The sequence below is a fragment of the Salmonella enterica subsp. arizonae genome (assembly GCF_008692845.1).
GTDB classification, from domain to species: Bacteria; Pseudomonadota; Gammaproteobacteria; order Enterobacterales; family Enterobacteriaceae; genus Salmonella; species Salmonella arizonae.
Genome location: NZ_VXJW01000005.1, coordinates 121,312 through 147,170 on the forward strand (window position 1 = coordinate 121,312; position 25,859 = coordinate 147,170).

Consider the following 25,859-nt stretch of genomic DNA (forward strand, 5'->3'; position numbering starts at 1 on the left):
ACTCCATTTTGATATTCATAAGGTAAATTTGACAATGTCAGGGTTTCACTGGCGATATAGTACTCCGTACATCAGTATGGATAAGCGTAGATAATCTCAAAGAAATAAGAGAATCATTTGTGATTAAATAGGATAACATCATGCTTTTTTATTTTTTTTATGACGTGTGTTAGATGTTTTTAATGTTTTTTTAGAATGGTTTTATGGGTTTTTATTGCATTCGGATTGAAATGACATAAATTAAATAATTGTTTAATAACAAAGAGGTAAGATAAATGATTTGCTTATTGAAATAAAAATGATGCGAGGTTAATCTGCGCCTAAAGTGATAGTGCTAGATTATGCAGCCAGGATAGCCTCTATGCAGCCAATAAAAAATGCCAAGAAAATTGACTACAATCTGATCAAAGTATTCGATATGGTTATCACTGAAGGAAATGCAACCAGAGCGGCCAGGAAGCTGGATGTCACGCCTGCGGCTATCTCTCAGGCTCTTCTTCGCTTACAAAATCTTTATGGCGAAGAGTTATTTATCAGAACCCGCAAAGGATTAGTTCCCTCCAGCAAAGGTAAATCTCTCCACCAGGTATTTCGCCAGGCAATTGAATCTATAGAAAGCACGCTTTACGATAAAACATATGTTCAGGAGAGTAATGAACTCATTGTTCTGGGTAGTGATATAACAGAGAATTATTATTTCCCGGCATTGCTGGATACCATGCTGGTTAATCGACATGTCATTAAACACTATGCGATTAAAAAAACAGGCGAATATTCGCCAGCGTCGATGCTGACGCATGGATATACGGACGTGATCATGGGGATTGTGGAAATTAATAATGAGATGATCGAAAGTTATCCCATTGATAATTTATCTGATTTTGTTTGCATTTGTGGTGAAAAGAGCCCACTGGTTGGGCTTGAACAAATTTCGTTATATAATTTTTATGCTGCCAGACATGCTGTCTATCATTCAGATATGTTCTCTTCTTTCGCCGCTGATGCCATTGATTTGTTCAAGAATAGTGCGCCTTATACGGGCCGCAGAGAAATAGGTTATCATAGTGATTCACTGTTTGGAATTATGGGGGTTGTTGAAAAAAGTGATATGGTTGCGATTCTGCCAAGAAAGATTGCCGCTTACTTTAGAGACGTGCGACGTTATAATATAAAAATAATACGTATGCCTGATGAGATAATTTTTCGCACGTTGCCCGTTTATGCTTATCTGGCGACGAACGGCACACGTTATAAAAATGCAAAAAAACTGATATCAACCCTTCAGTCCACCTTTCTTTTTAGGCCAGACGAGCAATCTGATACTTTGGCTGAAGATAGCACATCCTTATGCCGTTTGTAGTTTAGTATAAAATTATTGCGTTAAAAAAATAACCATCGTAACCATAGTTAGCAAAGCGAAAAACAATGCCATATATTTATTCGCTCCTTTTTTGAAAGGAGGAAGGTCTTTTTTATCGCTGATGATAATAACAGCATCTACTTTAATACCGATTCGTGGTATAGTAGAAAAAAATTGGGTCAAGCCAAAGTCTTTGAGGTCGCGACGTAGTAGATACAAAATTTGGGTCAGGTTGGCATCGCTGATAAATTGACTTCTTTCCCCCCAAAGTTCATTAGAGAGTTGTGTTTTATAAATAATCTCTTGTTGAGCATGGTTCAGCATATATTCCAGACATTTTACTCGCATCGCGGCAATTTTTATCATCTTTCCCGTTTTTATGTTTTTTAGCTCATTGGTTTTATCATTGTAAGTGTGCGTGTTGTTAATGAAATAAATAGTCATGATGTTATTTTGTGAATTTAATTTGGGTGGCGATAATAATATGCATATTAATATTATGGATCAACTGGCGTGGTTGCAATAATGTCTTTTTACGAAAAAAAATTGTATGATGTCACAAAAATGATGCCTTTTTAGAAAGGCTAAATATTTATTTTTAGTAATTCTAAAAATAAAATGATAGTAATGTTAATTTTTATCGGTAGATTGATGTTTTTTGATTGATTTATTGTTGGTATAAAATAATTTGAATTATGCCGTAAGGCTTATGTCAATAATGAAAAAGGTATAGGCTATTAGTTATAATGCATTAACTTTACATACCTGTTATGCTTTTACATTAGTGGCGCTGAAATAAATTCCCCGGTGGATAAAGGATAGGTTTTAGTCTGGGTTTTATTTTATTGAAGTTTTATTTTAAATTGTTAAGGCGATTTCTCTTGCTGAGGTAGGGTTATTTGGCAAACGGCTGGCTGGAATGTTGTGGCAGCACGTTGCCTATATCTGAAATAATCAGGAGAAACGTATGAATAAGAAAATCTCGTCAATGGTGAACCTGCCTGCACCGCGTGAGCCGATTAACCAGAAAATTGATATCAATAACGAATTGGTGTCAAATCATAATGCAATACATGAACAACGATTAACGGAGATCACGCAATCTAATGCCTATGACAAGGCTATTGTCACCATCAATCCCTATGGGACAGCCCCGTTGAGCCTCTATCTTGGGGTCTGGATAGATGAAGCCGCCACGCTTGAGATCAATGTTATTGATAGCGAAGCAACGACAGAAGCAGTGCGTTATCAATATGATGTACATCCTGGCGCTAATCTTATTCCGGTATGTGGGATGGTGTCCGGGGTGAATAATCAGATTACACTACGCCTTGCCTCGCAGATGGTTGGGCAATATACGGTAATGACAAATGTATTACCGCCTACAGATTCGGCCAGCGTGAGTCTCGGTTTCCCCATTATTAGCGTATCCTATCCTGCGCAGCAGGCCTCGCTGGTTGATGAGGGACTTTATTTTTCCACCTATTTTGATCGTTATAATCTGGCTTTTGATCATAACGGTATCGTCCGGTGGTATGTAAGCCAGGATATTCCCTCTTATAATTTTGTCAGGATGGATAATGGTCATTTCCTGGCCACATCACAGGGAATAAATCATTGTCTGAATATGTATGAATTTGACATTATGGGACGAGTTTATACGGTTTATCTTCTTGATAATGAATTCCATCACTCCATTCTCCCCCTTGAAAACAATCTGGCGATTGCGCCTTCTGAGTACAGTAATGGGCGACCAGATGGTTACTCGACTGGAAAAGATGGCGTTTCTATTATTAATTTATCTACCGGACTTGAAGTCGCTTATTACGATATGCTGCATGTAATGGATTATTCCAGATCGCCACGTCCTTCCGGAAGCGCGCCAGGTCAGGATGTATCAATGGATGACTGGCTGCATATCAATCAAAGCTATATTAATGAACCCAATAATTTGCTGGTCTGTTCCGGTCGGCATCAGAGTGCGATTTTTGGCGTGAATGTGGATACTGGCGATCTACGTTTTATTATGGCGAATCATGAGGATTGGTCTGACGAATTCAAGCAATACTTGTTAACCCCTGTCGATGATAATGGCGTCCCGCTGTATGATCTTACCTCGTTGGGAGGAATTGACGCGGCAGATAAGGATTTCTGGACCTGGGGGCAACATAACATTGTTGAAATCCCAAATGATGAGCCCGGTATTCTGGCGTTTTTGGTCTTTGATAATGGTAATTACCGTTCTCGCGAAGATGCGAGAAGCCTGTTGCCGCTCGATAACTTTAGTCGGGTGGTTCAGTTTAAAATAAACCTTAACACGATGACCGTAACGCGTTCCTATGAATATGGAAAAACGGAAGTCGGGAACCGGGGCTATAGCAGTTTTGTGAGTGCCAAGCATTTATTGAGTAATGGCAATCTGGTTATTCACTTCGGCGCGACGACGGTTGATGAATTTGGGCATACCATTACCGCGCAACCGGGCTTCAGCGATCTTGTCGATCCGGATGAAGGGCAACAGGCATTAGGCAGGCTCGTGTTACAAGAAATCAATAAAGAGACGAAAGAGGTTTTGTTCGAGGCGACGGTGACGTCGGGCTATTTCAAGAACGAAGAGATGAATGGCGCGAATTATCGTTATGATATTTCTGCATTTCGGGTATATAAAATGCCGTTGTTTGAATAACAAAACATGTTAAGCGGCCGATAATCGACCGCATAACATTATGGTTTATTTACTAATATCATCCACGCGCATGGTGTGGTCAGGCTGAATGTTGCTGACCTGCTTCATATAGTTAACCAGCGCCGGGGCTGTTTGTATCCCTATATATTTGATGTTTTTACCTTTAGTGAAGGTAAATCCGCCACCGCCTTTACCGATAAAGGAATCCAGCGCTACGGTATAGAGTTTATTGTCTTCTACCGGTTTGCCTTTGATATCAAATGCGACAATACGCTGACCCAACGGTTTGGTGCTGTCATATTTAAACTGTACGGTTTTCGATACGTGCAGCATACCATTTTTCAGATCGGCGGCGTGTGACATGATCGATTTCAGATCTTTGCCGCTGATTTCCATGCTCATGACATCGTTGGTGAACGGGTACATACTCAGCACATCGCCATAGGTGATGTTACCTTTAGGCAGTTCGGTACGGATACCGCCAGCGTTATAGAAGGACGCGTCGGCGCCAGGAACGGTAGCCATCAGCGCGTCGGTGATTAAGTTGCCGGTTGGCGCGGATTCGCCATAAGAACGGGTCAGCACTTCCGGAGAGTGAGCGACCACCTCATCGGTAATTTTCTTAACCTTGTTGTCCCATTCGTCAATTTTGGCCTGCGTTACGGGATCTGGCTTATAAGTATCCGCATACATGGTGATCAACTTACCATTGTAGCTATCCACTTTTTTGGTTGCCGGGTTCCAGTCAAGCACCAGTTTACCCAATTCGATGGTGTACGCATCTGTGGAAACGACAAGGGTATCGCCCACTTTAATCGGTTCTGGCGTACCCTTATGCGCATGTCCGGTAATCAGGACGTTAAGACCATAACCCTCAAGCGCTTTCGCCATATCAACGTCGGTTTTCAGCGCACGCGCGACATCTGCCTCACCCGCGCTGGACTGCATCCCCGGCACGCCTTCATGGGCGAGCAGCACGGTCAGGTCAACTTTCCCTTTTAGCTCTTCCAACTGTTTTTTCACATAAGGAATAGGATCGCGGCAATCAACGCCTTCACGCACGCCTGCGGCAATCGCTTCATAGAATGCGGACACGCCGTGCATACCGATGACGCCAATCTTAAATCCATCTTTTTCCACGATGGTATATGGATCTTTAATTAACGGCGTATCTGTGCCGCTGTAGAAAACATTATTCAGTAGTACCGGGAATTTCAACTTGCTGAGTTGTTTAACCAGATTCTCATGCCCGTGGTCAAACTCATGATTACCGACAGAAACGGCGTCATAAGGCATGGTGTTTAAAATATCAATAATGGCCTCGCCTTTGGTCAGCGTACTGATAAAAGGCCCGGTGAAATAGTCGCCGGCATCGAAGAAAAAGACATCTTTTTCTTTCGCTTTCGCATCTTTTACGATTTTGGATATTGGCGCAAATCCCCCTACTGGACGCGTTTTTGATACATAGGGAATAATTTCTGGACTTACATGGGCGTGTAAGTCGTTTGTATAATAAATAGTGATGTCACGCGCATCGGCTGAAAAAGAAATGGCTGAAGACAAACCAATACACAGAGACAGTAGGGATATCGAAAACTTTTTGTTCATATAAACCATCCATTTACGCTACATTAAAGAAAAACAACGCTTGTAGTCGTGTCATTAACGTCTACAAACTGGGGAAATTAAGTAATATTCATCAAGTTTATTAATTATTAAAACTCGAAGCCGATCAGATAATTCATACGGTCACCGTAGCCGTCATACCCTAATTTATTATTGAAGTAACGGTAAGAAACGGAGGCGGTCCATCGCGGCATAAATTTCCATGTAAACGTTACCGCGCCGTTCAGGCCAGTTGTCCCGCCCTGCTGTTCGGCGTAGGCATCGTTACGATCCATTTCAACTTCGTTCCAGTTCGCAATGACGAACTTTTCATTAAACATATCGAAGTTATATGCTGCCACCCAGCCGAGGACATAACCGTTAAAGCCGGTCGCCTGTCCATACTTCTTAGAAGTGTAATCGTTTGATAAGTTATGGACTGCGATATACGGCTTAATAAAGCCTGACGGGCTGGTTAAACCCAGATAACCTACGCCATACATCATATTGAGCTCATCGCCGAATTTATTCTCCATCGACATATAGAGCTTCATCATCACCGTAAAGTCAGAACCTTCAATTGGGCGATAATGTCCCAGAAATTGGGTAACATGGTTACGGCCTTCAACGGGATGGTTGAGCACGTTCATTTCATAAAATGATGCAAACTCGCCCCTGTCAAAAACGGCGCCAAAATCTGCAACGGCTTTCCATACTTCCCCGCGATCGACATTGACAAAACCTTTATTCCAGTCGCCGTATCCGAAGCTAAGTTTACCGTATACGCGTTTCAATTCCGCTGCCTGACCATTAAAACAAGAGAAAAGAACGCATGCGGCAAGTAGGCTATTAATATATTTCTTATTTTTCATGCTCAACTCCATGAGGTAAAAACACAGTAAATTGTTGTGTAAAAACGCGGAGTTTAGGGGGGGACGTTTTATTCGTAGGTGATAGATGTCTCAAAAATATCAGCGATATATATTCATTAAATAATGGTGTCAGATAATGTTGTTTATTATGTTTTAACAATTTGATTTGAGGTTAATGCCGCTGTTGTAAAAGTCACACTGGATAACGGGAATTTAATGAAACTTCGAATTGGAATATTTTTTTCGCAAAAACGACTTGTTGTCAGTAAATGAGGGGGTTATCGTTGAAAAAGCAACATATATTGACATTGCAAAGTGATATCTGGCATATGAACAGTATTTGAGATCTGTATCACTCGCTCGCGGTCCCTTTTTTTATAGACTGCTTCAGGTGTGTTTTTTTTAGCGCAAAATATATTTATGGCGTTAATATTATAGTATGTGTGAATATTTTCTGCAATAAAGCGATGTTAATGGAAGAAATATAAGATAAATAGAATGTAATAGTGCAATTAATTTAGGCTGTATTCCGCAGCCTGGTCTATCGGCAAATATATCGTAATCAGACCGTGCGATAACTCAAAGGAGTTGAAATGAAAAGAACAGTCGTTGCCAGTATGATAGGGTTGGTGCTATGCGCTGGAAGTGTATTATCAACCGCCCAAGCGGCAACTGCAAAGCGCCCGAACTTAGTTATTATTCTGGCGGATGATTTAGGGTATGGCGATCTCGCAACCTATGGGCACCGTATCGTTAAAACACCAAACATAGATAAACTGGCGCAGGAGGGGGTGAAATTTACCGACTATTATGCGCCAGCGCCTCTGTGTTCTCCTTCCCGCGCGGGCCTGTTAACCGGCCGTATGCCGTTCCGCACCGGTATCCGCTCCTGGATACCGGAAGGCAAAGATGTTGCGCTGGGGCGTAATGAACTGACTATCGCCAACCTACTAAAACAGCAGGGTTACGACACGGCGATGATGGGGAAATTGCACCTGAATGCGGGTGGCGATCGCACCGATCAGCCGCAGGCGAAAGACATGGGTTTTGACTATACATTGGTTAACCCGGCAGGGTTTGTCAGCGACGCTACGCTGGACAACGCCAAGGAGCGCCCGCGCTATGGCATGGTGCATCCTACGGGGTGGATTCGTAATGGCCAACATATTGGCCGCGCAGATAAGATGAGCGGCGAGTTTGTAAGCTCTGAAGTGGTGAACTGGCTGGATAACAAAAAAGACGATAATCCGTTCTTCTTATATGTCGCCTTTACCGAAGTCCATAGTCCGCTGGCATCGCCGAAAAAATACCTTGACATGTATTCGCAGTATATGACCGACTACCAGAAGCAGCATCCGGATCTGTTCTACGGCGATTGGGCGGATAAACCGTGGCGCGGCACCGGCGAATACTACGCCAATATCAGTTACATGGATGAACAGGTTGGTAAAGTGCTGGATAAAATCAAGGCGATGGGCGAGGAAGATAATACCATCATCATCTTTACCAGCGATAACGGCCCTGTCACGCGTGAAGCGCGTAAGGTCTACGAGCTGAACCTGGCCGGGGAAACAGACGGTCTGCGCGGACGTAAAGATAATCTGTGGGAAGGCGGCATTCGCGTACCGGCAATCATCAAATACGGCAAGCATATTCCGCAGGGAATGGTGACAGACACGCCGGTATATGGTCTTGACTGGCTACCGACGCTGGCCAATATGATGGACTTTAAACTCCCGACCGATCGTACCTACGACGGTCAGTCTTTAGTTCCGTTGCTGAAGGACAAGGCCTTAAAACGTCAGAAGCCGCTGATCTTCGGTATCGATATGCCGTTCCAGGACGATCCGACGGATGAGTGGGCGATTCGCGACGGCGACTGGAAGATGATCATCGATCGCCAGAATAAACCCAAATACCTCTATAACCTGAAAATCGATCGTTTCGAAACGCTCAATCAGATGGGTAAGCAGCCACAAATTGAGAAACAGCTTTACGGTAAGTTCCTGAAGTATAAAAAAGATATTGATAACGATTCGCTGATGAAAGCTCGTGGCGATAAGCCGACGCCTGTCACCTGGGGCTGATGAAATAATTATAAAAAATTAAGTATGCCACTTAGGGCGATGCCCACCTGATCCGGTCACTCTGTGCTGGATCAGGTTCTTTTATTTCAGGGAAAGGTAAAGATGTCTGGGAAAAGTTGTCAGGTCATGGTTAAACCGACGGGATCGGTGTGTAACCTTGACTGTAAGTACTGTTTTTATCTGGAAAAAGAAAAGCTCTATCCGGATCGAAAAAACCATTACAAAATGTCGGAAGAAACCCTCGAACTTTTTATCAGGCAGCAGATTGCCGCGCAGGATATTGATGAGGTTATTTTTGCGTGGCAGGGCGGGGAACCAACATTAATGGGCATCCCGTTTTATCGTAAAGCCATTGAATTTCAGCAACGCTATTGTGGCGGCAAAACCATCGTCAATACCTTCCAGACCAACGGTATTCTGATCAACGACGAATGGGCGGCTTTCTTTCGGGAGCATGATTTTCTGGTTGGTGTCTCTATCGATGGCGATGCCGCGCTACATGATGAGTGGCGAATGACGCGTTCCGGAAAGCCAACACATGAAAAAGTAGAAAATGCGGTGCGTTGTCTGGCGCAGCACGATGTAGAATTTAATACCCTCACAGTGGTTAACCGCACCAATATGCATCATCCTATCCAGGTGTATCGTTACCTGAAAAGTATTGGTAGTCGCTATATGCAGTTTATTCCTTTAGTTGAGCGCTGCGGGGAAAATGGGCTGGCGCAGCCGCAGGATAAACACATCGCAATGACGCCATGGTCGGTCGATAGTCTGCAATTTGGTCAGTTTCTGAATGTGGTATTCGATGTCTGGATTCGTGAGGATATCGGCGACATCGGCATCCAGTTATTCGAACAGACGCTGGCGGCCTGGTGTGGTCTGCCGCCGCAGGTTTGCGTTTTTGCCCCCACTTGCGGTAGCGCGTTTGCGATGGAAATGAACGGCGATGTTTATAACTGTGATCATTTTGTGTACCCGCAATTTAAACTGGGAAATATCCACCAGAAGACGTTGCGTCAAATGAATCACGGTGAACAAAATCTCCAGTTTGGCAGCGATAAACAGCGTTTAATGGCGCAGGAGTGCCATTTTTGTCAATGGAAATTCGCCTGCTATGGCGGCTGTCCGAAACATCGCTTTTTACCCTCTGTATCCGGCGCAATCAATCATAACTATCTGTGCGCAGGTTATCAGGCTTTTTTCTCTCATACCGCGACGGCGATGAATGCCATGCGAACCCTGTATGAAAAAGGCATCTCACCTGCAGAAATAAAATCAATATTTGTTTGAAGGTAGTATTCGCAGGGAGTGAATATGTTTTCACACATTAATGTCGATGCTTGCAAAACGCCCGGCTGCAAAAATTTAGGGGTTCTGGAGAGTCCAGACTATCTACCGCAAGGGAAAAATGTTCTCTGTCGAGCGTGCGGCTTTTTGTTCCCCGTTATTTCCGCCAGATCGCTTAATCTTTTTCGCCAGTCGGCAAATCAGTCATGGAAAGGTCTGGTGAGGTCCTGTCCGCACTGCGGCGGGGCATCGCTGAAAAAATATGGTTTTTCCGCAAAAGGAGAGCGGCGTATGTATTGCCGTCAGTGTAACAAGACATTCATCTCCTATACCGCTATCAGGAGCGACGCCAGACAAGAGAATCTTGCTACGTTGATCGGCGAAGGGGCGTCGTTAGTTGAAATACGCGCAGCACTGGCGGTAGACAGCACAGGTTTTAGCCGCGAATTACAAAAACTGTCTCGTCGCGTCAATCAGGCGGAACGTGATTTCGTGTTTCCCGCGTTTGATATCGCCATGAGCACACGCGCGTTTCGCGTGCAATTTAACGGCGGCGACAGCAGTTTATATGTGTTAGTGACGGCGGAAGAAGAGAGTGGTAAGGTCGTCGCGATCTCGACGAATTACTCTGCACAACCGGTGGAAGCGGATTATCAGTATCGTTCTGAGTACGAAGAACGGCTCCCGTCCGGCACGCTGGCGCATCTGGTGCAGCGAAAAGAGGCGCTGACCATGCGTCGCAATGTGTTATTTGACGTGGATTACGGCCCCGCCGTTTTATACAAAAATGATCCGGGGATGTTAGTGAAACCCGTGTTACCTGCTTATCGACATTTTGAGTTGGTGCAGGCGTTGACGGATGAACGCTCTCTGAATGTTCAGCATTACCTCGATCACGAATGTTTCATTCTGGGCGGTTGTATGATGGCGAATTTTAACTATCTTCGTCAGGGGCGCTGCCATATTTCGTTTGTGCGTGAAAGAGGCTTCATGCCGCCCAAACGCGATCTTCCTCCGCGATTGTTTTTGAGTGGTGGAATTCGCAATAACGTCTGGCGCACGTTTTCCACACGGGATTATGCGATGGCAGTATGTAATCTCACAGGAAATAAAAAGGTGAGCTTGCTACGTCATGCGACGTTAAATAGCGCGACGGCGTTTATTCGCTATGTCCATCACCATCCCTTCCTGCCGCATCTTAACCGAATGTCTCCAGGCAATGTTGTTGCCGTACTGGATTATCTAAAATTTGAATATAACGCTTACGTAAAATGAATTGCTAAAATAAAACGCGTAATGAGGTGTTTTTGCGGCATTTTATTTGGTCGAAATAAAAATCCAGAGTATTAATTTTCGTGGTCCCCATGAGGGCCGATGAAATTAATACACTGGAGATTTATCATGAATACGTTGGATGTAAAGTCTATTGTCCTGCCTGCGCCGCGCCCTGCGATTAATCAGGGTATTGATATCAATAATGAAATGGTGCTTAGCCATACCGCTATTTATGCAGATTGCCTTGCACAGGTAACGCAAGAGAATACGGTAGAAAATGCGCTCATGGTGTTAAACCCATACGGTACGGCGCCTTTAAGCGCTTATGCCGGCGTCTGGAGCCTTGAACCGGCTGAGATCCTGGTCACGGTCCAGGATGTGGCAAAAACGGCGATGCCTGTAGAACATCTCTATTCTCTTACGACAGGCGAAAATCTGTTGCCGGTTCTGGGACTGGTGGCGGATACTGAAAACCGTATTGTCTTTTCTCAGGCAGATACGCCACTTGCCGCCTATACGCTCACCACACAGTCTTTACCGCCGGTAGATTCAGCGGACGTCGTATTAGGCTTTCCGATTATCAACGTGACGCAACCCGCTATCGATGCGGATAAGATGGCGCCAGGGTTTTATTTTATTACCCATTTCGATCGCTATAATTATGCATTAGATCAGAATGGTCTGGTACGCTGGTATGTAACTCAGGATTATCCGTCTTATAATTTTGTTCGTATTGATAATGGTCATTTTTTAACAACCTCAGAAGCGAAAAATACCTATCTGGATATGTATGAGTTCGACATGATGGGGCGTCTTTATACATTCTATAATCTCGATAACCAATTTCATCATTCTATCTGGCCGTGGGACAGCAATACCATTGTTGCGCCCTCTGAATATACTTCGGGCCGCCCCGACGATTTGAAAACCAATGAAGACGGCGTGTCGGTTGTCGATCTGACCAGCGGGCTGGAGACGGCTTACTACGATATGGCGAAGGTTTTGGATACGACGCGGGTTTCCCGTCCTTCAGGTACGGCGCCGGGAGAAGATCCGACGGTTAAAGACTGGCTGCATATAAACCAGAGCTACGTCAATGAGACGAATCAGTTGCTGATTGCTTCCGGGCGTCATCAGAGCGCGGTGTTTGGCGTCGATCTGCAAACGCAGGCGTTACGCTTTATTTTGTCAACGCACGAGGACTGGGACGACGCTTATCAGCCTTATCTTTTAACGCCGGTCGATAGTGAAGGAGTGGCGCTTTATGACTTTAGCAAACAGGAGGATATCGACGCGGCCGATCATGACTTTTGGACGTGGGGTCAGCATAACGTGGTTGAAATCGCCAATGATGCGCCGGGTATGGTGGAGTTTATGGTATTTGATAACGGCAACTACCGCTCGCGTGATGATAGCAAAAGCCTGTTACCGCCGGATAACTACAGCCGCATTGTCCATTTCGTGGTGAATATAAATGAGATGACAGTCATGCGGCCATTTGAATACGGTAAGGAGCTGGGCGCGCGTGGCTACAGTAGCTGCGTTAGCGCGAAAGCGATCCAGCAGAATGGCAATATTGTGGTGCATTTTGCCGACTGCACGTTTGATGAAAATGGTCGCGCCATCTCCTGCCAGCCAGGCGAGAGCGATATTATCGATTCTCAGGCGGGCAGCGAGGCGATGGGGCTGCTAATTTTACAGGAGATTGCGCCTACGGAGAAAACTGTGCTTTTTGAAGCTACCATGACATCAGGTTACTACAAAAATGCGGAAAAAAACGGGGAAGGTTATCGCTACGATATTACCAGCTTTCGGGTTTATAAAATGGATCTGTACGCGTAACGATCTATCAGTCACTGACTGACTACACTAAAGTGGTCCGGTGTAAACCGGACTTTGTTTCGTAAAAATCGAGCTATTCATCACATATAATCTCATTTTAACGATGATTCAGACGAGGTAACATAGTAGGTTCGAAGAATTCACCTGATTGAGAGCATAAAAGTGAAACATCTGCAACGATTTTTTAGCAGCGATGCCTCAGGGGGCATCATTCTCATCATCGCCGCTGCGCTGGCTATGCTGATGGCCAATATGGGCGCAACTAGTGGATGGTATCATCATTTTCTGGAGACGCCGGTTCAGTTGCGGGTTGGGGCGCTTGAGATCAACAAAAACATGCTGTTGTGGATCAACGATGCGCTGATGGCCGTGTTTTTCCTGTTGATTGGTCTGGAAGTTAAGCGCGAACTGTTGCAGGGCTCGTTAGCCAGCCTGCGCCAGGCCGTCTTCCCGGTGATTGCCGCTATCGGCGGGATGATAGTACCGGCATTGCTCTATCTGGCCTTTAACTACTCCGATCCGGTCACCCGCGAGGGCTGGGCTATTCCCGCCGCGACAGATATCGCCTTTGCGCTGGGCGTGCTGGCGTTGTTGGGCAGCCGTGTTCCGCTGGCGCTGAAAATTTTTCTGATGGCGCTGGCGATCATCGATGACCTGGGCGCCATCATTATTATCGCGCTGTTTTATACCAGCGATCTTTCTATCGTCTCACTGGGCGTGGCGGCGTTCGCGATTGTCGTGCTGGCGCTGTTGAACCTGTGTGGCGTCAGACGGACAGGGGTATATATTCTGGTCGGGGCGATATTGTGGACGGCGGTACTGAAGTCTGGCGTCCACGCGACGTTGGCAGGCGTTATTGTCGGCTTCTTTATTCCGCTGAAAGAAAAACATGGTCGTTCGCCGGCGAAGCGGCTGGAGCATATTTTGCATCCGTGGGTCGCGTACCTGATCCTGCCGCTGTTCGCCTTTGCGAATGCTGGTGTTTCTCTTCAGGGCGTAACGATTGACGGTCTGACCTCAATGCTGCCGCTGGGGATTATCGCCGGTTTACTAATTGGTAAACCATTGGGGATTAGCCTGTTTTGCTGGCTGGCGCTGCGTTTCAAGCTGGCGCATCTGCCGCAAGGGACCACTTATCAGCAAATTATGGCGGTCGGTATTTTGTGCGGGATTGGTTTTACGATGTCCATATTTATCGCCAGCCTGGCATTTGGCAATGTCGATCCGGCGCTTATTAACTGGGCGAAATTGGGTATTTTGATTGGCTCATTGCTCTCCGCAGTGGTGGGGTATAGCTGGTTGCGTGCGCGTTTGAACGCGCCGACATAACTGGTACGAAGGAAAGGGGGAGCGAGACATCGCTCCCTTAAGTCATTGATCAGGGAGAGAAATGAGCGTGTCTCATATTAACTACAACCATCTTTATTATTTCTGGAATGTCTATAAAGAAGGTTCAGTCGTGGGTGCCGCAGAGGCGCTTTTTCTGACGCCGCAAACTATTACCGGTCAAATCAAAGCGCTGGAGGAACGTTTACAGGGGAAGCTATTCAAACGTAAGGGACGGGGTCTTGAACCCAGCGAACTGGGCGAGCTGGTTTTTCGCTATGCGGATAAAATGTTTACGCTAAGCCAGGAAATGCTGGATATCGTCAACTACCGCAAAGAATCCAATCTGTTGTTCGATGTCGGCGTAGCCGATGCTTTATCTAAACGACTGGTCAGTAGTGTTCTGGATGCGGCGGTGGTGGTGGATGAACCCATACATCTACGTTGCTTCGAGTCCACGCATGAAATGTTGCTCGAACAGCTCAGCCAGCACAAGCTGGATATGATTATCTCCGACTGCCCGATAGATTCCACGCAGCAGGAGGGACTATTCTCAGTCAAAATCGGTGAATGCAGCGTCAGTTTCTGGTGCACGAATCCGCTTCCCGAAAAAGTGTTTCCTGCCTGCCTGGAAGAGCGACGGTTGCTGGTGCCGGGACGTCGCTCGATGCTGGGACGTAAGTTGCTGAACTGGTTTAATTCGCAGGGGTTGCAGGTTGAGATACTTGGCGAGTTTGACGACGCGGCCTTAATGAAGGCGTTTGGCGCGACGCACAATGCGATTTTTGTGGCGCCGAGCCTTTATTCGCTGGATTTTTATGCTGATGAGTCAGTAATAGAGATCGGGCGCGTCGAGAATGTCATGGAAGAGTATCATGCGATTTTTGCCGAGAGAATGATTCAGCATCCGGCGGTACAGCGTATATGTAATGCAGATTACTCTACGTTGTTTACTCCGGTAAGTAGATAACTCGCTTATTGCCCGTTAGCGCGATTGGCACCGTCTGTAGGCTGGATAAGGCGTTTACGCTGCCACCTGGCAGGTATAAAAAAACCCGCGAAAGCGGGTTTTTTCACAAAGCGTCAATGAAAGGCGATTAAGCCAGTTTATTGATCTGTGCAGTCAGGTTAGCCTTATGACGTGCAGCTTTGTTTTTGTGGATCAGACCTTTAGCAGCCTGACGGTCCACGATTGGTTGCATTTCGTTAAATGCTTTCAGTGCAGCAGCTTTGTCGCCAGCTTCGATTGCTGCGTATACTTTCTTGATGAAAGTACGCATCATAGAGCGACGGCTTGCGTTGTGCTTACGAGCCTTTTCAGACTGAACGGCGCGCTTCTTAGCTGATTTGATATTAGCCAAGGTCCAACTCCCAAATGTGTTCTATATGGACAATTCAAAGGCCGAGGAATATGCCCTTTTAGCCTTCTTTTGTCAATGGATTTGTGCAAATAAGCGCCGTTAATGTGGCGACGCTCGTTACGTAGTGATGGCGCAGGATTCTACCAGCTTGGCGTCTATGAATACAGCTTTTCCATGATAAAAATTACATTAAACGGCGGGTTTTGGGGGGGAGTTTGCCGCATGGCGATGAAAAGCATCTTCTTTATGTTTCACCAAGGCAATCGCCGGTTAACCTTGACCGCTGTACAAGGTATACTCTTGCGATTTTCACTGTTTTGAGTCAGACATGAAGCTGATACGCGGCATACATAATCTCAGTCAGGCCCCGCATGGGTGTGTGCTGACTATTGGTAATTTCGACGGCGTACATCGGGGGCATCGCGCTTTACTGCAAGGTCTGCAGGAAGAAGGACGCAGACGCGGTCTGCCGGTGGTGGTCATGATTTTCGAACCGCAGCCGCTGGAGCTGTTCGCAACGGATAAAGCGCCAGCCCGTCTGACGCGCCTGCGTGAAAAATTGCATTACCTCGCGCAGTGCGGCGTGGACTACGTGCTATGCGTGAAATTCGATCGGCGCTTTGCCGCGCTGACGGCGCAAACATTTATCAGCGAACTGCTGGTGGCGCGACTTGGCGTGCAATTTCTTGCCGTCGGCGATGATTTCCGCTTTGGTGCTAGCCGCGCGGGCGATTTCTTGTTATTACAGACGGCGGGAGCGGAGTATGGCTTTGCGGTTTCCAGCACCCAAACCTTTTGTGAAGGCGGCATGCGTATCAGTAGCACCGCAGTGAGACAGGCGTTGGCGGAAGATAACCTGGCGCTCGCTGAAAGTTTGCTGGGACATCCCTTTACCATTTCCGGGCGTGTCGTTCATGGCGACGAGCTGGGACGTACCATTGGCTTCCCGACGGCAAATTTACCGCTGCGCCGTCAGGTCTCCCCGGTGAAAGGGGTTTATGCGGTGGAAGTCACCGGGCTTGGCGATAAGCCGTTGCCCGGCGTGGCGAACATTGGTACTCGTCCAACGGTGGCCGGCGTGCGTCAACAGTTGGAAGTGCATCTGCTGGACGTTGTAATGGACCTCTACGGTCGCCATATAGATGTAATATTGCGTAAAAAGATACGTAATGAGCAGCGATTTGCGTCGCTTGATGAGCTGAAAGCGCAAATCGCACGCGATGAGTTAACGGCCCGCAAGTTTTTTGGGCTAGCCGGGCAGGTATAACCCTGACGGTGTTTATCAAACCGAAATACGGAACCGAGAATCTGATGAGTGACTATAAATCGACCCTGAATTTGCCGGAAACAGGGTTCCCGATGCGCGGCGACCTCGCTAAGCGTGAACCGGGAATGCTGGCGCGTTGGACCGATGATGACCTGTACGGTATCATTCGTGCAGCCAAAAAAGGCAAAAAAACCTTCATTCTGCATGATGGCCCTCCTTATGCGAATGGCAGCATTCATATTGGTCACTCCGTAAACAAGATTCTAAAAGACATTATCGTGAAGTCCAAAGGACTGTCGGGATTTGACTCGCCTTACGTTCCGGGCTGGGACTGCCACGGTCTGCCTATCGAGCTGAAAGTCGAGCAGGAGTACGGTAAGCCGGGCGAGAAATTCACCGCCGCTGAATTCCGCGCCAAGTGCCGCGAATATGCCGCCACTCAGGTTGATGGTCAGCGTAAAGACTTTATTCGTCTGGGGGTGCTGGGCGACTGGTCGCATCCCTACCTGACGATGGATTTCAAAACCGAAGCCAACATCATTCGCGCGCTGGGCAAAATCATCAGCAACGGTCATCTGCATAAAGGCGCTAAGCCAGTGCACTGGTGCGTTGACTGCCGTTCTGCGCTGGCGGAGGCGGAAGTTGAATATTACGACAAAACATCGCCGTCTATCGATGTGGCGTTCCGCGCCGTCGATCAGGATGCGGTGAAAGCGAAGTTTGGTCTGCCGGGAGTGAGCGGCCCGATCTCGTTGGTTATCTGGACGACCACGCCGTGGACGCTGCCAGCTAACCGCGCCATCTCCCTCGCGCCGGATTTCGACTATGCTCTGGTGCAGGTTGACGGACAGGCGCTGATCCTGGCGAAAGATCTGGTAGAGAGCGTGATGCAACGTATCGGCGCGGCAGACTACACTCTTCTCGGTACGGTGAAGGGCGCTGAGCTGGAATTGCTGCGCTTTACCCATCCGTTTATGGGCTTTGACGTGCCGGCGATCCTCGGCGATCACGTCACCCTGGACGCGGGTACCGGCGCGGTACATACCGCGCCTGGCCACGGTCCGGATGACTACGTGATCGGTCAAAAATATGGCCTGGAAACCGCGAACCCGGTTGGGCCGGACGGCGCTTACCTGCCAGGTACATATCCAACGCTTGACGGCGTTAACGTCTTCAAAGCGAACGATATCGTTATTGAACTGCTGAAAGAAAAAGGCGTGCTGCTGCACGTCGAAAAAATGCAGCATAGCTATCCGTGCTGCTGGCGTCACAAAACGCCGATCATTTTCCGCGCGACCCCGCAGTGGTTCGTCAGCATGGATAAAGAAGGGCTCCGTCAACAGTCCCTGAAAGAGATCAAAGGCGTTCAGTGGATCCCGGACTGGGGGCAGGCACGTATTGAATCAATGGTCGCTAACCGTCCTGACTGGTGTATCTCACGTCAGCGTACCTGGGGCGTACCGATGTCGCTGTTCGTGCATAAAGAAACGCAGGAGCTGCTGCCGATTGAGCGTACTCTGGCGGCGATGGAAGAGGTAGCGAAACGCGTCGAAGTTGACGGTATCCAGGCGTGGTGGGATCTCGACCCGAAAGAGATCCTCGGCGAAGATGCTGATCAATACGAGAAAGTTCCGGATACCCTGGACGTCTGGTTTGATTCCGGTTCCACCAGTTACTCCGTGGTTGACGCGCGCCCGGAATTCGCCGGTCACGCTGCCGATATGTATCTGGAAGGGTCTGACCAGCATCGCGGCTGGTTTATGTCCTCCCTGATGATTAGCGTGGCGATGAAAGGCAAAGCGCCATACCGCCAGGTACTGACTCACGGCTTCACCGTCGATGGTCAGGGGCGCAAGATGTCCAAATCCATCGGTAACACCGTGTCGCCGCAGGATGTGATGAATAAACTGGGCGCGGATATCCTGCGTCTGTGGGTGGCATCTACTGACTATACCGGCGAAATGGCGGTCTCTGACGAGATCCTCAAACGTGCCGCCGATAGCTATCGTCGTATCCGTAATACCGCGCGCTTCCTGCTGGCGAACCTCAATGGCTTCAATCCGGCCACCGATATGGTCAAACCGGAAGAGATGGTCGTGCTGGATCGCTGGGCGGTGGGCTGCGCGAAAACGGCGCAGGAAGAGATTTTGAAGGCATACGAAGCTTACGACTTCCATGAAGTGGTACAGCGCCTGATGCGCTTCTGCTCTGTTGAAATGGGCTCGTTCTACCTCGATATCATTAAAGACCGTCAGTACACCGCGAAGGCCGATAGCGTCGCGCGTCGTAGCTGCCAGACCGCGCTGTATCATATCGCAGAGGCGCTGGTCCGTTGGATGGCACCGATCATGTCCTTCACGGCTGATGAAATCTGGGGCTACCTGCCGGGCGAGCGTGAAAAATATGTCTTCACCGGCGAATGGTACGACGGGTTGTTTGGCCTGGAAGAGAATGAAGAATTTAATGACGCATTCTGGGATGATGTCCGCTATATCAAGGACCAGGTCAACAAAGAGCTGGAAAATCAGAAAGCCAATGGCATCAAATCGAACCTGGAAGCAAAAGTGACGCTGAAATATGCTGACGATGCTAACGGTACGATCAAGAAGCTGAAACTGTTGGGTGAAGAGGTCAGATTTATCTTTATTACGTCCCAGTTCGTGATTTCTGAGCAGCCGGGGGGTATTGATGATGAAAATATTCAGTACAATGCTGGTAATACGACAGTTCAGGCAGTGGTAACGCGTGCTGAGGGTGATAAGTGTCCGCGCTGCTGGCATTACACTACTGATGTCGGCAAGGTGGCGGAACACGCAGATATCTGCGGACGCTGTGTCAGCAACATCGCCGGTAATGGCGAACAACGTAAATTTGCCTGATGAGTAAACCACTCTGTTCAACAGGGCTACGCTGGCTGTGGCTGGTCGTAGTCGTGCTGATTATCGATTTGGGCAGCAAGTATCTGATCCTCCAGAATTTCGCTCTGGGGGATACGGTAGGGCTGTTCCCGTCGCTTAATCTGCATTATGCGCGTAACTACGGCGCGGCCTTTAGCTTCCTGGCGGATAGCGGCGGCTGGCAGCGCTGGTTCTTTGCCGGGATTGCGATAGGGATCTGCGTGATTCTGGTGGCGATGATGTATCGCTCGAAAGCGACGCAGAAGCTGAATAACATCGCTTATGCGCTCATCATTGGCGGCGCGCTGGGTAATTTGTTTGATCGTCTGTGGCACGGCTTTGTGGTCGATATGATCGATTTTTACGTCGGTGACTGGCATTTCGCGACGTTCAACCTTGCCGATAGCGCGATTTGTATCGGCGCGGCGTTGATTGTGCTGGAAGGCTTTTTGCCGAAGCCGGCAGCGAAAGAACAGGCATAAGCGTAAATGCCGGGGGGCGCCGCGCTTACCCGGCCTACATAATAGCGCGATCCTTGTTTGCCCGATGGCGCTTGCGCCATCGGGCAAACAGGCGAATCACAACAAGTGAGCAACCTGCATGTCTAAATCAGTACAGAGCAACAGCGCGATCCTCGTTCACTTCACCCTAAAACTGGATGATGGTTCAACGGCTGAATCCACCCGCAACAATGGCAAGCCTGCCTTGTTCCGTCTTGGCGATACCTCGCTTTCCGAGGGGCTGGAGCAGCAGCTTCTGGGGCTGAAAGAGGGGGAAAAGAAAGCCTTTTTGCTGGAGCCTGACGCCGCGTTTGGCGTTCCCAGCCCGGACTTGATCCAGTATTTTTCGCGTCGTGAATTTATGACGGCGGGCGAACCGGAAGTTGGGGCAATTATGCTTTTTACCGCAATGGATGGCAGCGAAATGCCTGGTGTGATTCGTGAAATTAACGGCGATTCGATAACCGTTGATTTTAACCATCCGCTGGCTGGGCATACCGTTCATTTTGATATTGAAGTGCTGGAAATCGATCCGGCGCTGGAGGCATAAACATGCAGATTCTGTTGGCCAACCCACGCGGTTTTTGCGCCGGGGTAGACCGCGCTATCAGCATTGTTGAAAATGCGCTCGCCATCTACGGCGCGCCAATTTACGTTCGTCACGAAGTGGTTCATAACCGCTATGTGGTGGATAGCCTGCGTAAGCGCGGGGCTATCTTTATTGAACAAATCAGCGAAGTGCCGGATGGCGCCATTCTGATCTTCTCTGCTCACGGGGTTTCCCAGGCGGTGCGTAACGAAGCAAAAAGCCGTGATCTTACCGTTTTTGATGCGACCTGCCCGCTGGTGACGAAAGTCCATATGGAAGTGGCGCGCGCCAGCCGTCGCGGTGAAGAATCTATTCTGATCGGTCACGCCGGGCACCCTGAAGTCGAAGGGACAATGGGACAGTACAGCAACCCGGAAGGGGGAATGTACCTGGTTGAGTCGCCAGAAGATGTCTGGACGCTGAACGTTAAAAATGAAGACAAAATCTCCTTCATGACGCAAACCACGCTCTCCGTGGACGATACGTCAGATGTGATTGACGCGTTGCGAAGCCGTTTCCCGAAAATCGTCGGCCCGCGCAAAGACGATATTTGCTATGCTACTACCAATCGTCAGGAAGCGGTACGGGCGCTGGCGGAGCAGGCTGACGTGGTGCTGGTGGTCGGCTCGAAAAACTCTTCTAACTCTAACCGGCTGGCGGAACTGGCTCAGCGGATGGGAAGAAGGGCGTTTCTTATCGACGACGCGGCGGATATCCAGGAAGCGTGGGTAAAAGAGGCGGTCTGCGTCGGCGTTACCGCTGGCGCTTCCGCACCGGATATTCTGGTGCAGAATGTTATTGCGCGTCTACGGGAGTTTGGCGGCGGCGAGGCTGTCACGCTTGAGGGCCGCGAAGAAAATATTGTTTTCGAAGTACCGAAAGAGCTGCGTGTGGATGTTCGTGAGGTAGAGTAAATTTTTCACACTCCGGTTATGCGAAGATGCCAGACACGCTGTCTGGCATTTTTTATGGAGCAGATATGCGCTTGCCAATCATACTTGATACCGATCCGGGCATTGATGACGCGGCTGCTATTACCGCCGCGCTGTTCACCCCTGAGCTTGATCTGCAACTGATAACCACCGTTGCCGGTAATGTCTCCGTTGAAAAAACGACCCGTAATGCGTTGCAACTCCTGCATTTCTGGAACAGCGATATCCCACTTGCCCAAGGCGCCGCTACGCCGTTACTGCGTCCGTTACGCGATGCGGCATATGTCCACGGCGAATCCGGCATGGGTGGCTATGATTTTGTCGACCATCAGCGCCAACCGTTAGCGAAGCCTGCGTTTATCGCTATTCGGGATGCGCTGATGAACGCCCCGGAGCCCATGACACTGGTGGCGATTGGACCGTTGACCAATATTGCGTTGCTGTTGATGCACTATCCGGAGTGCGCATTTAACATTCGCCGTCTGGTGATGATGGGCGGTTCCGCAGGGCGTGGTAATTTTACGCCTAATGCTGAATTTAACATTGCTGTCGATCCGGAGGCCGCCGCCCACGTATTTCGTAGCGGCATAGAGATTGTGATGTGTGGGCTGGATGTCACGAATCAGGCGATGCTCTCGCCCGATTTTCTGGATAAACTGCCCGCGCTTAATCGTACCGGCAAGATGCTGCACGGCCTGTTCAACCATTATCGCAGCGGTAGTAGGCGTACTGGTGTGCGGATGCACGATCTCTGCGCAATCGCCTGGCTGACGCGCCCGGAATTATTTATTCTTAAACCTTGCTTTGTGGCGGTGGAAACCCAGGGAGAATATACTGCAGGTACGACGGTCGTTGATATTGAGGGGCGGCTGGAAAGACCAGTAAACGTGCAGGTGGCGCTGGACATTGATGTCGCTGGATTTCAGCAGTGGGCCGCAGACGCGCTGGCGCTGGCGCCGTGATCCCTCCGCTTATAACCTCATGACGCTACTTATTCCGTAACGTCATGTCTTTTGCTGATATTGCTTCCTGTTTATCATTTATTTCTAATTATCGGCGATTTTAGATGGCGGCCTGGTCAGAGGCTGGTTAATCTGAAAACGGTTTACATCATTTTATTTAACATAAGAGAATAACTATGCATGAAGCACAAATCCGCGTCGCGATTGTCGGCGCTGGAGGGCGCATGGGCCGTCAGTTAATTCAGGCCGCATTACACATGGAGGGTATTCAGCCGGGTGCCGCGCTGGAGCGGGAGGGCTCTTCACTGCTGGGCAGCGATGCGGGCGAGCTGGCGGGCGTGGGGAAAATGGGCGTGATCGTCCAAAGTGATCTAGCGTTGGTCAAAGATGATTTCGATGTTTTAGTCGATTTTACCCGTCCTGAAGGCACGCTGGCGCATCTGGCATTCTGTCGTAAACATGGTAAATCCATGGTGATCGGCACCACCGGTTTTGACGAGGCCGGTAAACAGGCTATTCGCGACGCCGCGCAGGAGATCGCCATTGTTTTTGCGGCTAATTTTAGCGTGGGCGTCAATGTGATGCTTAAACTGTTAGAAAAAGCAGCGAAAGTGATGGGCGACTATAGCGATATTGAGATTATCGAAGCGCATCATCGTCATAAAGTCGATGCGCCGTCAGGAACCGCGCTGGCGATGGGAGAGACGATTGCCCATGCGCTGAATAAGGATCTGCAAGACTGTGCGGTTTACAGCCGGGAAGGGCATACCGGCGAGCGCGTACCGGGAACGATTGGCTTTGCAACCGTTCGGGCGGGCGACATCATCGGCGAACATACCGCGATGTTTGCCGATATTGGCGAGCGCGTAGAGATTACGCATAAAGCTTCCAGCCGCATGACTTTTGCAAATGGCGCGTTGCGATCGGCATTATGGCTAAAAACGAAGAAAAATGGGCTATTTGACATGCGGGATGTGCTGGGGCTGGATGTATTATAACGACTAAATACCTTCGTGATGTGGTTGTGGTAATCAAGATTAATTGATTACAAAGGGCAATATATTATTGCCCTTTTGTTTTTTGTAGCATGCGGTTATTCAGTCAGATAAATAACGCCTTTCGCCATTAATGTTTCGACAGTTTCTTCGCTCACGACATGTTCTGCCGTTGTTTTCGTGTTAAGAATAGTCAGTTTAAATACATCCGTGGCAACAACGGTATTCATTGTGGTGCTTTGTACAAAATCATCCGCTCCGATGCTGTATTCTGCGAGAAAACCCTCGTTTTTATATAAACGATAGGTTTGAGTCGCGGCATCCGCAGTGGTCATTATGCCATATTGATAGTAGACATAATTACTGGATGCCCGATCCATATTGACCCACAGTGGGCGAGTAAATACGAAGGGCACCGCCACCATGTTAATATTATCGATAAACAGACTTCCTGCGCCAATCTCACCCGGCGCGATAAAGCTGACAACGGCTTCGCCTGCTACCGCCTGTGTCGAAAACTCCAGCGATTCCGTGTGCCATTCATCTTGCGTAGTCATATTGATATCATGTTCAAAAAACGTCGTGGTTCTGTCTGTGGTCTGAACGATAATTTTTCCAACAAGGTTTCCCGTGATTAAAAAAGATATCGCGTAAGTCATGAATGTCTCCAGCGTTACCGTCTGGCTTAAGGCGTTAGCGCTATCGATACGGCAAAAATGGTTGCTGTCATTTTCTTCTACTTCAACCAGTGAGCCAATTTGCCATTGTTCTGTTAAACCATCCTCAAAGGAACCATCAATAATAATATTGTTAATCTCAGCCATGATATATCTCGTTTAAATAGAATTAATAAAGTGCTTACTGATAAATGAATAAGCGTGGTGGGTTATTCAATATTGAACACGCCGCTTGCAGTAAGCTGTTCATAGGTGGTTTCACAGAGTAAATACTCTTTCCCGGTAAGGCTGTTATAAGCGCGGAACTGGAATACATCGCCAGCAGCAAAGCTGGAATAGCCGCCGGTTTGGTTAAAGTCATCCGGACCAACGGCATCCATCTGCGTGACGTAATTGCCATTACGATAAATGCGGTTAATTTGCCCTTCAGGCGCATCGGTACGGGTCATGACGTTCAACTGGAAAAAGTTACTGCTTGAACTGACGTTAGTCATATTCACCCACAGCGGCTTACTGTATTCAAAAGGCACCTCGACCAGGCTGATAAGATCGATATCCATTGGGGTGTTAGCGCTGTTCCACGGAACGGAAATCCTGAACGCGGTACGACCCGTATCAGCGCCGGTTGTGAAGACATATTCTTCCCTGTGCCATTCCGCATTTAAGTTAGCATTGATGTCAGAGATAAAAGAGGTATGGGTAGGATAAGTCTGGGAAATAGTGACGTTTCCCTTCGCCTCGCCTCTAACGGCGAGAGTCAGCCGATAGGTGGTTTCGGGCTCAATGGTAAAGTATTGCGTAATGGTATTGGTGGGTTCGATTCGACAAAAGTGGTTGTTTCCTGTCGCGCCATCTTCGATAAATATGGATGACTGCGATGACAGTACCCAGCCATCAAACCCCTCTTCAAAACCGCCATCGATAATAATATTACTTTCAGTAGACATGTTTTTTCCTTAAGTCATTGAATTAAAAGAATGTGGTAAAGCGAACGAAAGCTATGATGGCCTGCCGGGAGGTAATGTTTTGTGAGGGAGATCACATTCATTTTTAAGGTGACGTCGTTTTATCTGTTTTATTTCAATGGGTTATATTTTTTACGCTGTAGTGAGGCTGGTTATGATCCAACCGTATGCGCTTGTCTTAAATAAAAAGAGCTTATATGTGCATTTTATGGTTTTAAGTCTTAAAAGGTTGTATTAACTTGTTTTTTTTATGGCTTTATAATTGTTTTATTTTATTATTTGTTTTTTTAATTAATTGATTTTTAAGTTATTTTTCACATAAGCTTGATTGATTTTGTTTTTTTATTAATTTATTTGATATAAGCGCTATTAAA

22 protein-coding genes are annotated in these 25,859 nt (G+C 47.9%); 16 read left to right on the forward strand and 6 right to left on the reverse strand.

Going from position 1 to position 25,859, the window contains the following annotated elements; translation table 11 throughout:
• The first annotated feature begins 361 nt into the window (after positions 1–361).
• Positions 362–1,360, forward strand: a complete 999-nt coding sequence (locus tag F4V61_RS11460) for a LysR family transcriptional regulator (RefSeq protein WP_001182535.1) — start codon at positions 362–364, stop codon at positions 1,358–1,360.
• 12 nt (positions 1,361–1,372) lie between these two features.
• On the opposite strand, the gene F4V61_RS11465 is transcribed toward F4V61_RS11460, so the two are convergent.
• Entirely contained in the window at positions 1,373–1,804 is a 432-nt protein-coding gene (locus tag F4V61_RS11465) for a winged helix-turn-helix domain-containing protein (protein ID WP_080160917.1), read from the reverse strand.
• A 523-nt stretch (positions 1,805–2,327) separates the two neighbouring features.
• On the opposite strand from F4V61_RS11465, the gene F4V61_RS11470 reads away from it, so the two are divergent.
• A complete protein-coding gene (locus tag F4V61_RS11470; protein ID WP_079835291.1) occupies positions 2,328–4,046 on the forward strand; it encodes an aryl-sulfate sulfotransferase in 1,719 nt (572 codons plus the stop codon).
• Positions 4,047–4,091: 45 nt separating this feature from the next.
• Here F4V61_RS11470 and F4V61_RS11475 read toward each other — a convergent pair whose 3' ends face one another.
• Entirely contained in the window at positions 4,092–5,663 is a 1,572-nt protein-coding gene (locus F4V61_RS11475; protein ID WP_012210561.1) for a bifunctional metallophosphatase/5'-nucleotidase, read from the reverse strand.
• Positions 5,664–5,761: 98 nt separating this feature from the next.
• Entirely contained in the window at positions 5,762–6,523 is a 762-nt protein-coding gene (locus tag F4V61_RS11480) for an outer membrane protein OmpK (RefSeq protein ID WP_000791530.1), read from the reverse strand.
• 593 nt (positions 6,524–7,116) lie between these two features.
• Between F4V61_RS11480 and F4V61_RS11485 the strand changes: the two genes are divergently transcribed.
• The 6 genes from F4V61_RS11485 to nhaR all read left to right on the forward strand — a co-directional run bounded on the left by F4V61_RS11485 (position 7,117) and on the right by nhaR (position 15,310).
• The gene (locus F4V61_RS11485) at positions 7,117–8,610 is read left to right on the forward strand and encodes a sulfatase family protein (protein ID WP_058344630.1); all 1,494 of its coding nucleotides are present in this window, start codon (positions 7,117–7,119) and stop codon (positions 8,608–8,610) included.
• Between the two features lie 102 nt (positions 8,611–8,712).
• On the forward strand, positions 8,713–9,900 hold the full coding sequence (locus F4V61_RS11490; protein WP_058344631.1) for an anaerobic sulfatase maturase: 1,188 nt from the start codon (positions 8,713–8,715) through the stop codon (positions 9,898–9,900).
• Between the two features lie 18 nt (positions 9,901–9,918).
• Complete coding sequence (locus F4V61_RS11495) at positions 9,919–11,172, forward strand: IS1/IS1595 family N-terminal zinc-binding domain-containing protein (RefSeq protein WP_077905499.1); 1,254 nt, start codon at positions 9,919–9,921, stop codon at positions 11,170–11,172.
• Between the two features lie 126 nt (positions 11,173–11,298).
• Complete coding sequence (locus F4V61_RS11500) at positions 11,299–13,014, forward strand: aryl-sulfate sulfotransferase (protein ID WP_058344632.1); 1,716 nt, start codon at positions 11,299–11,301, stop codon at positions 13,012–13,014.
• Between the two features lie 162 nt (positions 13,015–13,176).
• Positions 13,177–14,343 carry a Na+/H+ antiporter NhaA gene (gene nhaA / locus F4V61_RS11505; protein ID WP_058344633.1) on the forward strand — a complete coding sequence of 389 codons (1,167 nt, stop codon included), beginning with the start codon at positions 13,177–13,179 and terminating at the stop codon, positions 14,341–14,343.
• A gap of 61 nt (positions 14,344–14,404) precedes the next feature.
• Positions 14,405–15,310, forward strand: a complete 906-nt coding sequence (nhaR, locus tag F4V61_RS11510) for a transcriptional activator NhaR (RefSeq protein WP_000116528.1) — start codon at positions 14,405–14,407, stop codon at positions 15,308–15,310.
• Positions 15,311–15,437: 127 nt separating this feature from the next.
• On the opposite strand, the gene rpsT is transcribed toward nhaR, so the two are convergent.
• Positions 15,438–15,701 carry a 30S ribosomal protein S20 gene (rpsT, locus tag F4V61_RS11515; RefSeq protein WP_001518655.1) on the reverse strand — a complete coding sequence of 88 codons (264 nt, stop codon included), beginning with the start codon at positions 15,699–15,701 and terminating at the stop codon, positions 15,438–15,440.
• A gap of 102 nt (positions 15,702–15,803) precedes the next feature.
• Here rpsT and F4V61_RS11520 point away from each other — a divergent pair, with 102 nt between their 5' ends.
• From F4V61_RS11520 to dapB, 8 genes are all read left to right on the forward strand, one after another.
• Entirely contained in the window at positions 15,804–16,022 is a 219-nt protein-coding gene (locus F4V61_RS11520) for a DUF2575 family protein (RefSeq protein WP_058344634.1), read from the forward strand.
• A 7-nt stretch (positions 16,023–16,029) separates the two neighbouring features.
• Positions 16,030–16,968 (forward strand): bifunctional riboflavin kinase/FAD synthetase, encoded by a 939-nt coding sequence (gene ribF, locus F4V61_RS11525; RefSeq protein ID WP_000767308.1) that lies wholly within the window; start codon positions 16,030–16,032, stop codon positions 16,966–16,968.
• A gap of 44 nt (positions 16,969–17,012) precedes the next feature.
• The gene (gene ileS, locus F4V61_RS11530; protein ID WP_058344701.1) at positions 17,013–19,847 is read left to right on the forward strand and encodes an isoleucine--tRNA ligase; all 2,835 of its coding nucleotides are present in this window, start codon (positions 17,013–17,015) and stop codon (positions 19,845–19,847) included.
• A complete protein-coding gene (lspA, locus tag F4V61_RS11535; protein WP_000042741.1) occupies positions 19,847–20,347 on the forward strand; it encodes a signal peptidase II in 501 nt (166 codons plus the stop codon). The genes ileS and lspA overlap by 1 nt, the downstream gene beginning before the upstream one ends.
• 118 nt (positions 20,348–20,465) lie before the next feature.
• Positions 20,466–20,915, forward strand: a complete 450-nt coding sequence (fkpB, locus tag F4V61_RS11540) for an FKBP-type peptidyl-prolyl cis-trans isomerase (RefSeq protein WP_000047266.1) — start codon at positions 20,466–20,468, stop codon at positions 20,913–20,915.
• Between the two features lie 2 nt (positions 20,916–20,917).
• On the forward strand, positions 20,918–21,868 hold the full coding sequence (ispH, locus tag F4V61_RS11545; protein WP_058344635.1) for a 4-hydroxy-3-methylbut-2-enyl diphosphate reductase: 951 nt from the start codon (positions 20,918–20,920) through the stop codon (positions 21,866–21,868).
• 65 nt (positions 21,869–21,933) lie between these two features.
• Positions 21,934–22,848, forward strand: a complete 915-nt coding sequence (gene rihC, locus F4V61_RS11550) for a ribonucleoside hydrolase RihC (protein ID WP_001239177.1) — start codon at positions 21,934–21,936, stop codon at positions 22,846–22,848.
• A 176-nt stretch (positions 22,849–23,024) separates the two neighbouring features.
• Positions 23,025–23,846, forward strand: a complete 822-nt coding sequence (gene dapB, locus F4V61_RS11555) for a 4-hydroxy-tetrahydrodipicolinate reductase (RefSeq protein WP_038397002.1) — start codon at positions 23,025–23,027, stop codon at positions 23,844–23,846.
• Positions 23,847–23,941: 95 nt separating this feature from the next.
• On the opposite strand, the gene F4V61_RS11560 is transcribed toward dapB, so the two are convergent.
• Together F4V61_RS11560 and F4V61_RS22170 are read right to left on the reverse strand one after the other, a co-directional pair.
• Positions 23,942–24,667, reverse strand: coding sequence for a sugar-binding protein (locus F4V61_RS11560; protein WP_000807993.1), 726 nt, complete (start codon positions 24,665–24,667; stop codon positions 23,942–23,944).
• 62 nt (positions 24,668–24,729) lie between these two features.
• Positions 24,730–25,467 carry a sugar-binding protein gene (locus F4V61_RS22170; RefSeq protein ID WP_077946373.1) on the reverse strand — a complete coding sequence of 246 codons (738 nt, stop codon included), beginning with the start codon at positions 25,465–25,467 and terminating at the stop codon, positions 24,730–24,732.
• Positions 25,468–25,859 lie beyond the last annotated feature (392 nt).

What these genes read in the sequence shown, in the direction of transcription:
- F4V61_RS11460 (WP_001182535.1), top strand. Translation starts at nt 362, where the DNA reads ATGCAGCCAATAAAAAATGCCAAGAAAATTGACTACAATCTGATCAAA.
- F4V61_RS11465 (WP_080160917.1), bottom strand. Translation starts at nt 1,804, where the DNA reads ATGACTATTTATTTCATTAACAACACGCACACTTACAATGATAAAACC.
- F4V61_RS11470 (WP_079835291.1), top strand. Translation starts at nt 2,328, where the DNA reads ATGAATAAGAAAATCTCGTCAATGGTGAACCTGCCTGCACCGCGTGAG.
- F4V61_RS11475 (WP_012210561.1), bottom strand. Translation starts at nt 5,663, where the DNA reads ATGGTTTATATGAACAAAAAGTTTTCGATATCCCTACTGTCTCTGTGT.
- F4V61_RS11480 (WP_000791530.1), bottom strand. Translation starts at nt 6,523, where the DNA reads ATGAAAAATAAGAAATATATTAATAGCCTACTTGCCGCATGCGTTCTT.
- F4V61_RS11485 (WP_058344630.1), top strand. Translation starts at nt 7,117, where the DNA reads ATGAAAAGAACAGTCGTTGCCAGTATGATAGGGTTGGTGCTATGCGCT.
- F4V61_RS11490 (WP_058344631.1), top strand. Translation starts at nt 8,713, where the DNA reads ATGTCTGGGAAAAGTTGTCAGGTCATGGTTAAACCGACGGGATCGGTG.
- F4V61_RS11500 (WP_058344632.1), top strand. Translation starts at nt 11,299, where the DNA reads ATGAATACGTTGGATGTAAAGTCTATTGTCCTGCCTGCGCCGCGCCCT.
- nhaR (WP_000116528.1), top strand. Translation starts at nt 14,405, where the DNA reads ATGAGCGTGTCTCATATTAACTACAACCATCTTTATTATTTCTGGAAT.
- F4V61_RS11520 (WP_058344634.1), top strand. Translation starts at nt 15,804, where the DNA reads ATGTGGCGACGCTCGTTACGTAGTGATGGCGCAGGATTCTACCAGCTT.
- ribF (WP_000767308.1), top strand. Translation starts at nt 16,030, where the DNA reads ATGAAGCTGATACGCGGCATACATAATCTCAGTCAGGCCCCGCATGGG.
- ileS (WP_058344701.1), top strand. Translation starts at nt 17,013, where the DNA reads ATGAGTGACTATAAATCGACCCTGAATTTGCCGGAAACAGGGTTCCCG.
- lspA (WP_000042741.1), top strand. Translation starts at nt 19,847, where the DNA reads ATGAGTAAACCACTCTGTTCAACAGGGCTACGCTGGCTGTGGCTGGTC.
- fkpB (WP_000047266.1), top strand. Translation starts at nt 20,466, where the DNA reads ATGTCTAAATCAGTACAGAGCAACAGCGCGATCCTCGTTCACTTCACC.
- ispH (WP_058344635.1), top strand. Translation starts at nt 20,918, where the DNA reads ATGCAGATTCTGTTGGCCAACCCACGCGGTTTTTGCGCCGGGGTAGAC.
- rihC (WP_001239177.1), top strand. Translation starts at nt 21,934, where the DNA reads ATGCGCTTGCCAATCATACTTGATACCGATCCGGGCATTGATGACGCG.
- dapB (WP_038397002.1), top strand. Translation starts at nt 23,025, where the DNA reads ATGCATGAAGCACAAATCCGCGTCGCGATTGTCGGCGCTGGAGGGCGC.
- F4V61_RS11560 (WP_000807993.1), bottom strand. Translation starts at nt 24,667, where the DNA reads ATGGCTGAGATTAACAATATTATTATTGATGGTTCCTTTGAGGATGGT.
- F4V61_RS22170 (WP_077946373.1), bottom strand. Translation starts at nt 25,467, where the DNA reads ATGTCTACTGAAAGTAATATTATTATCGATGGCGGTTTTGAAGAGGGG.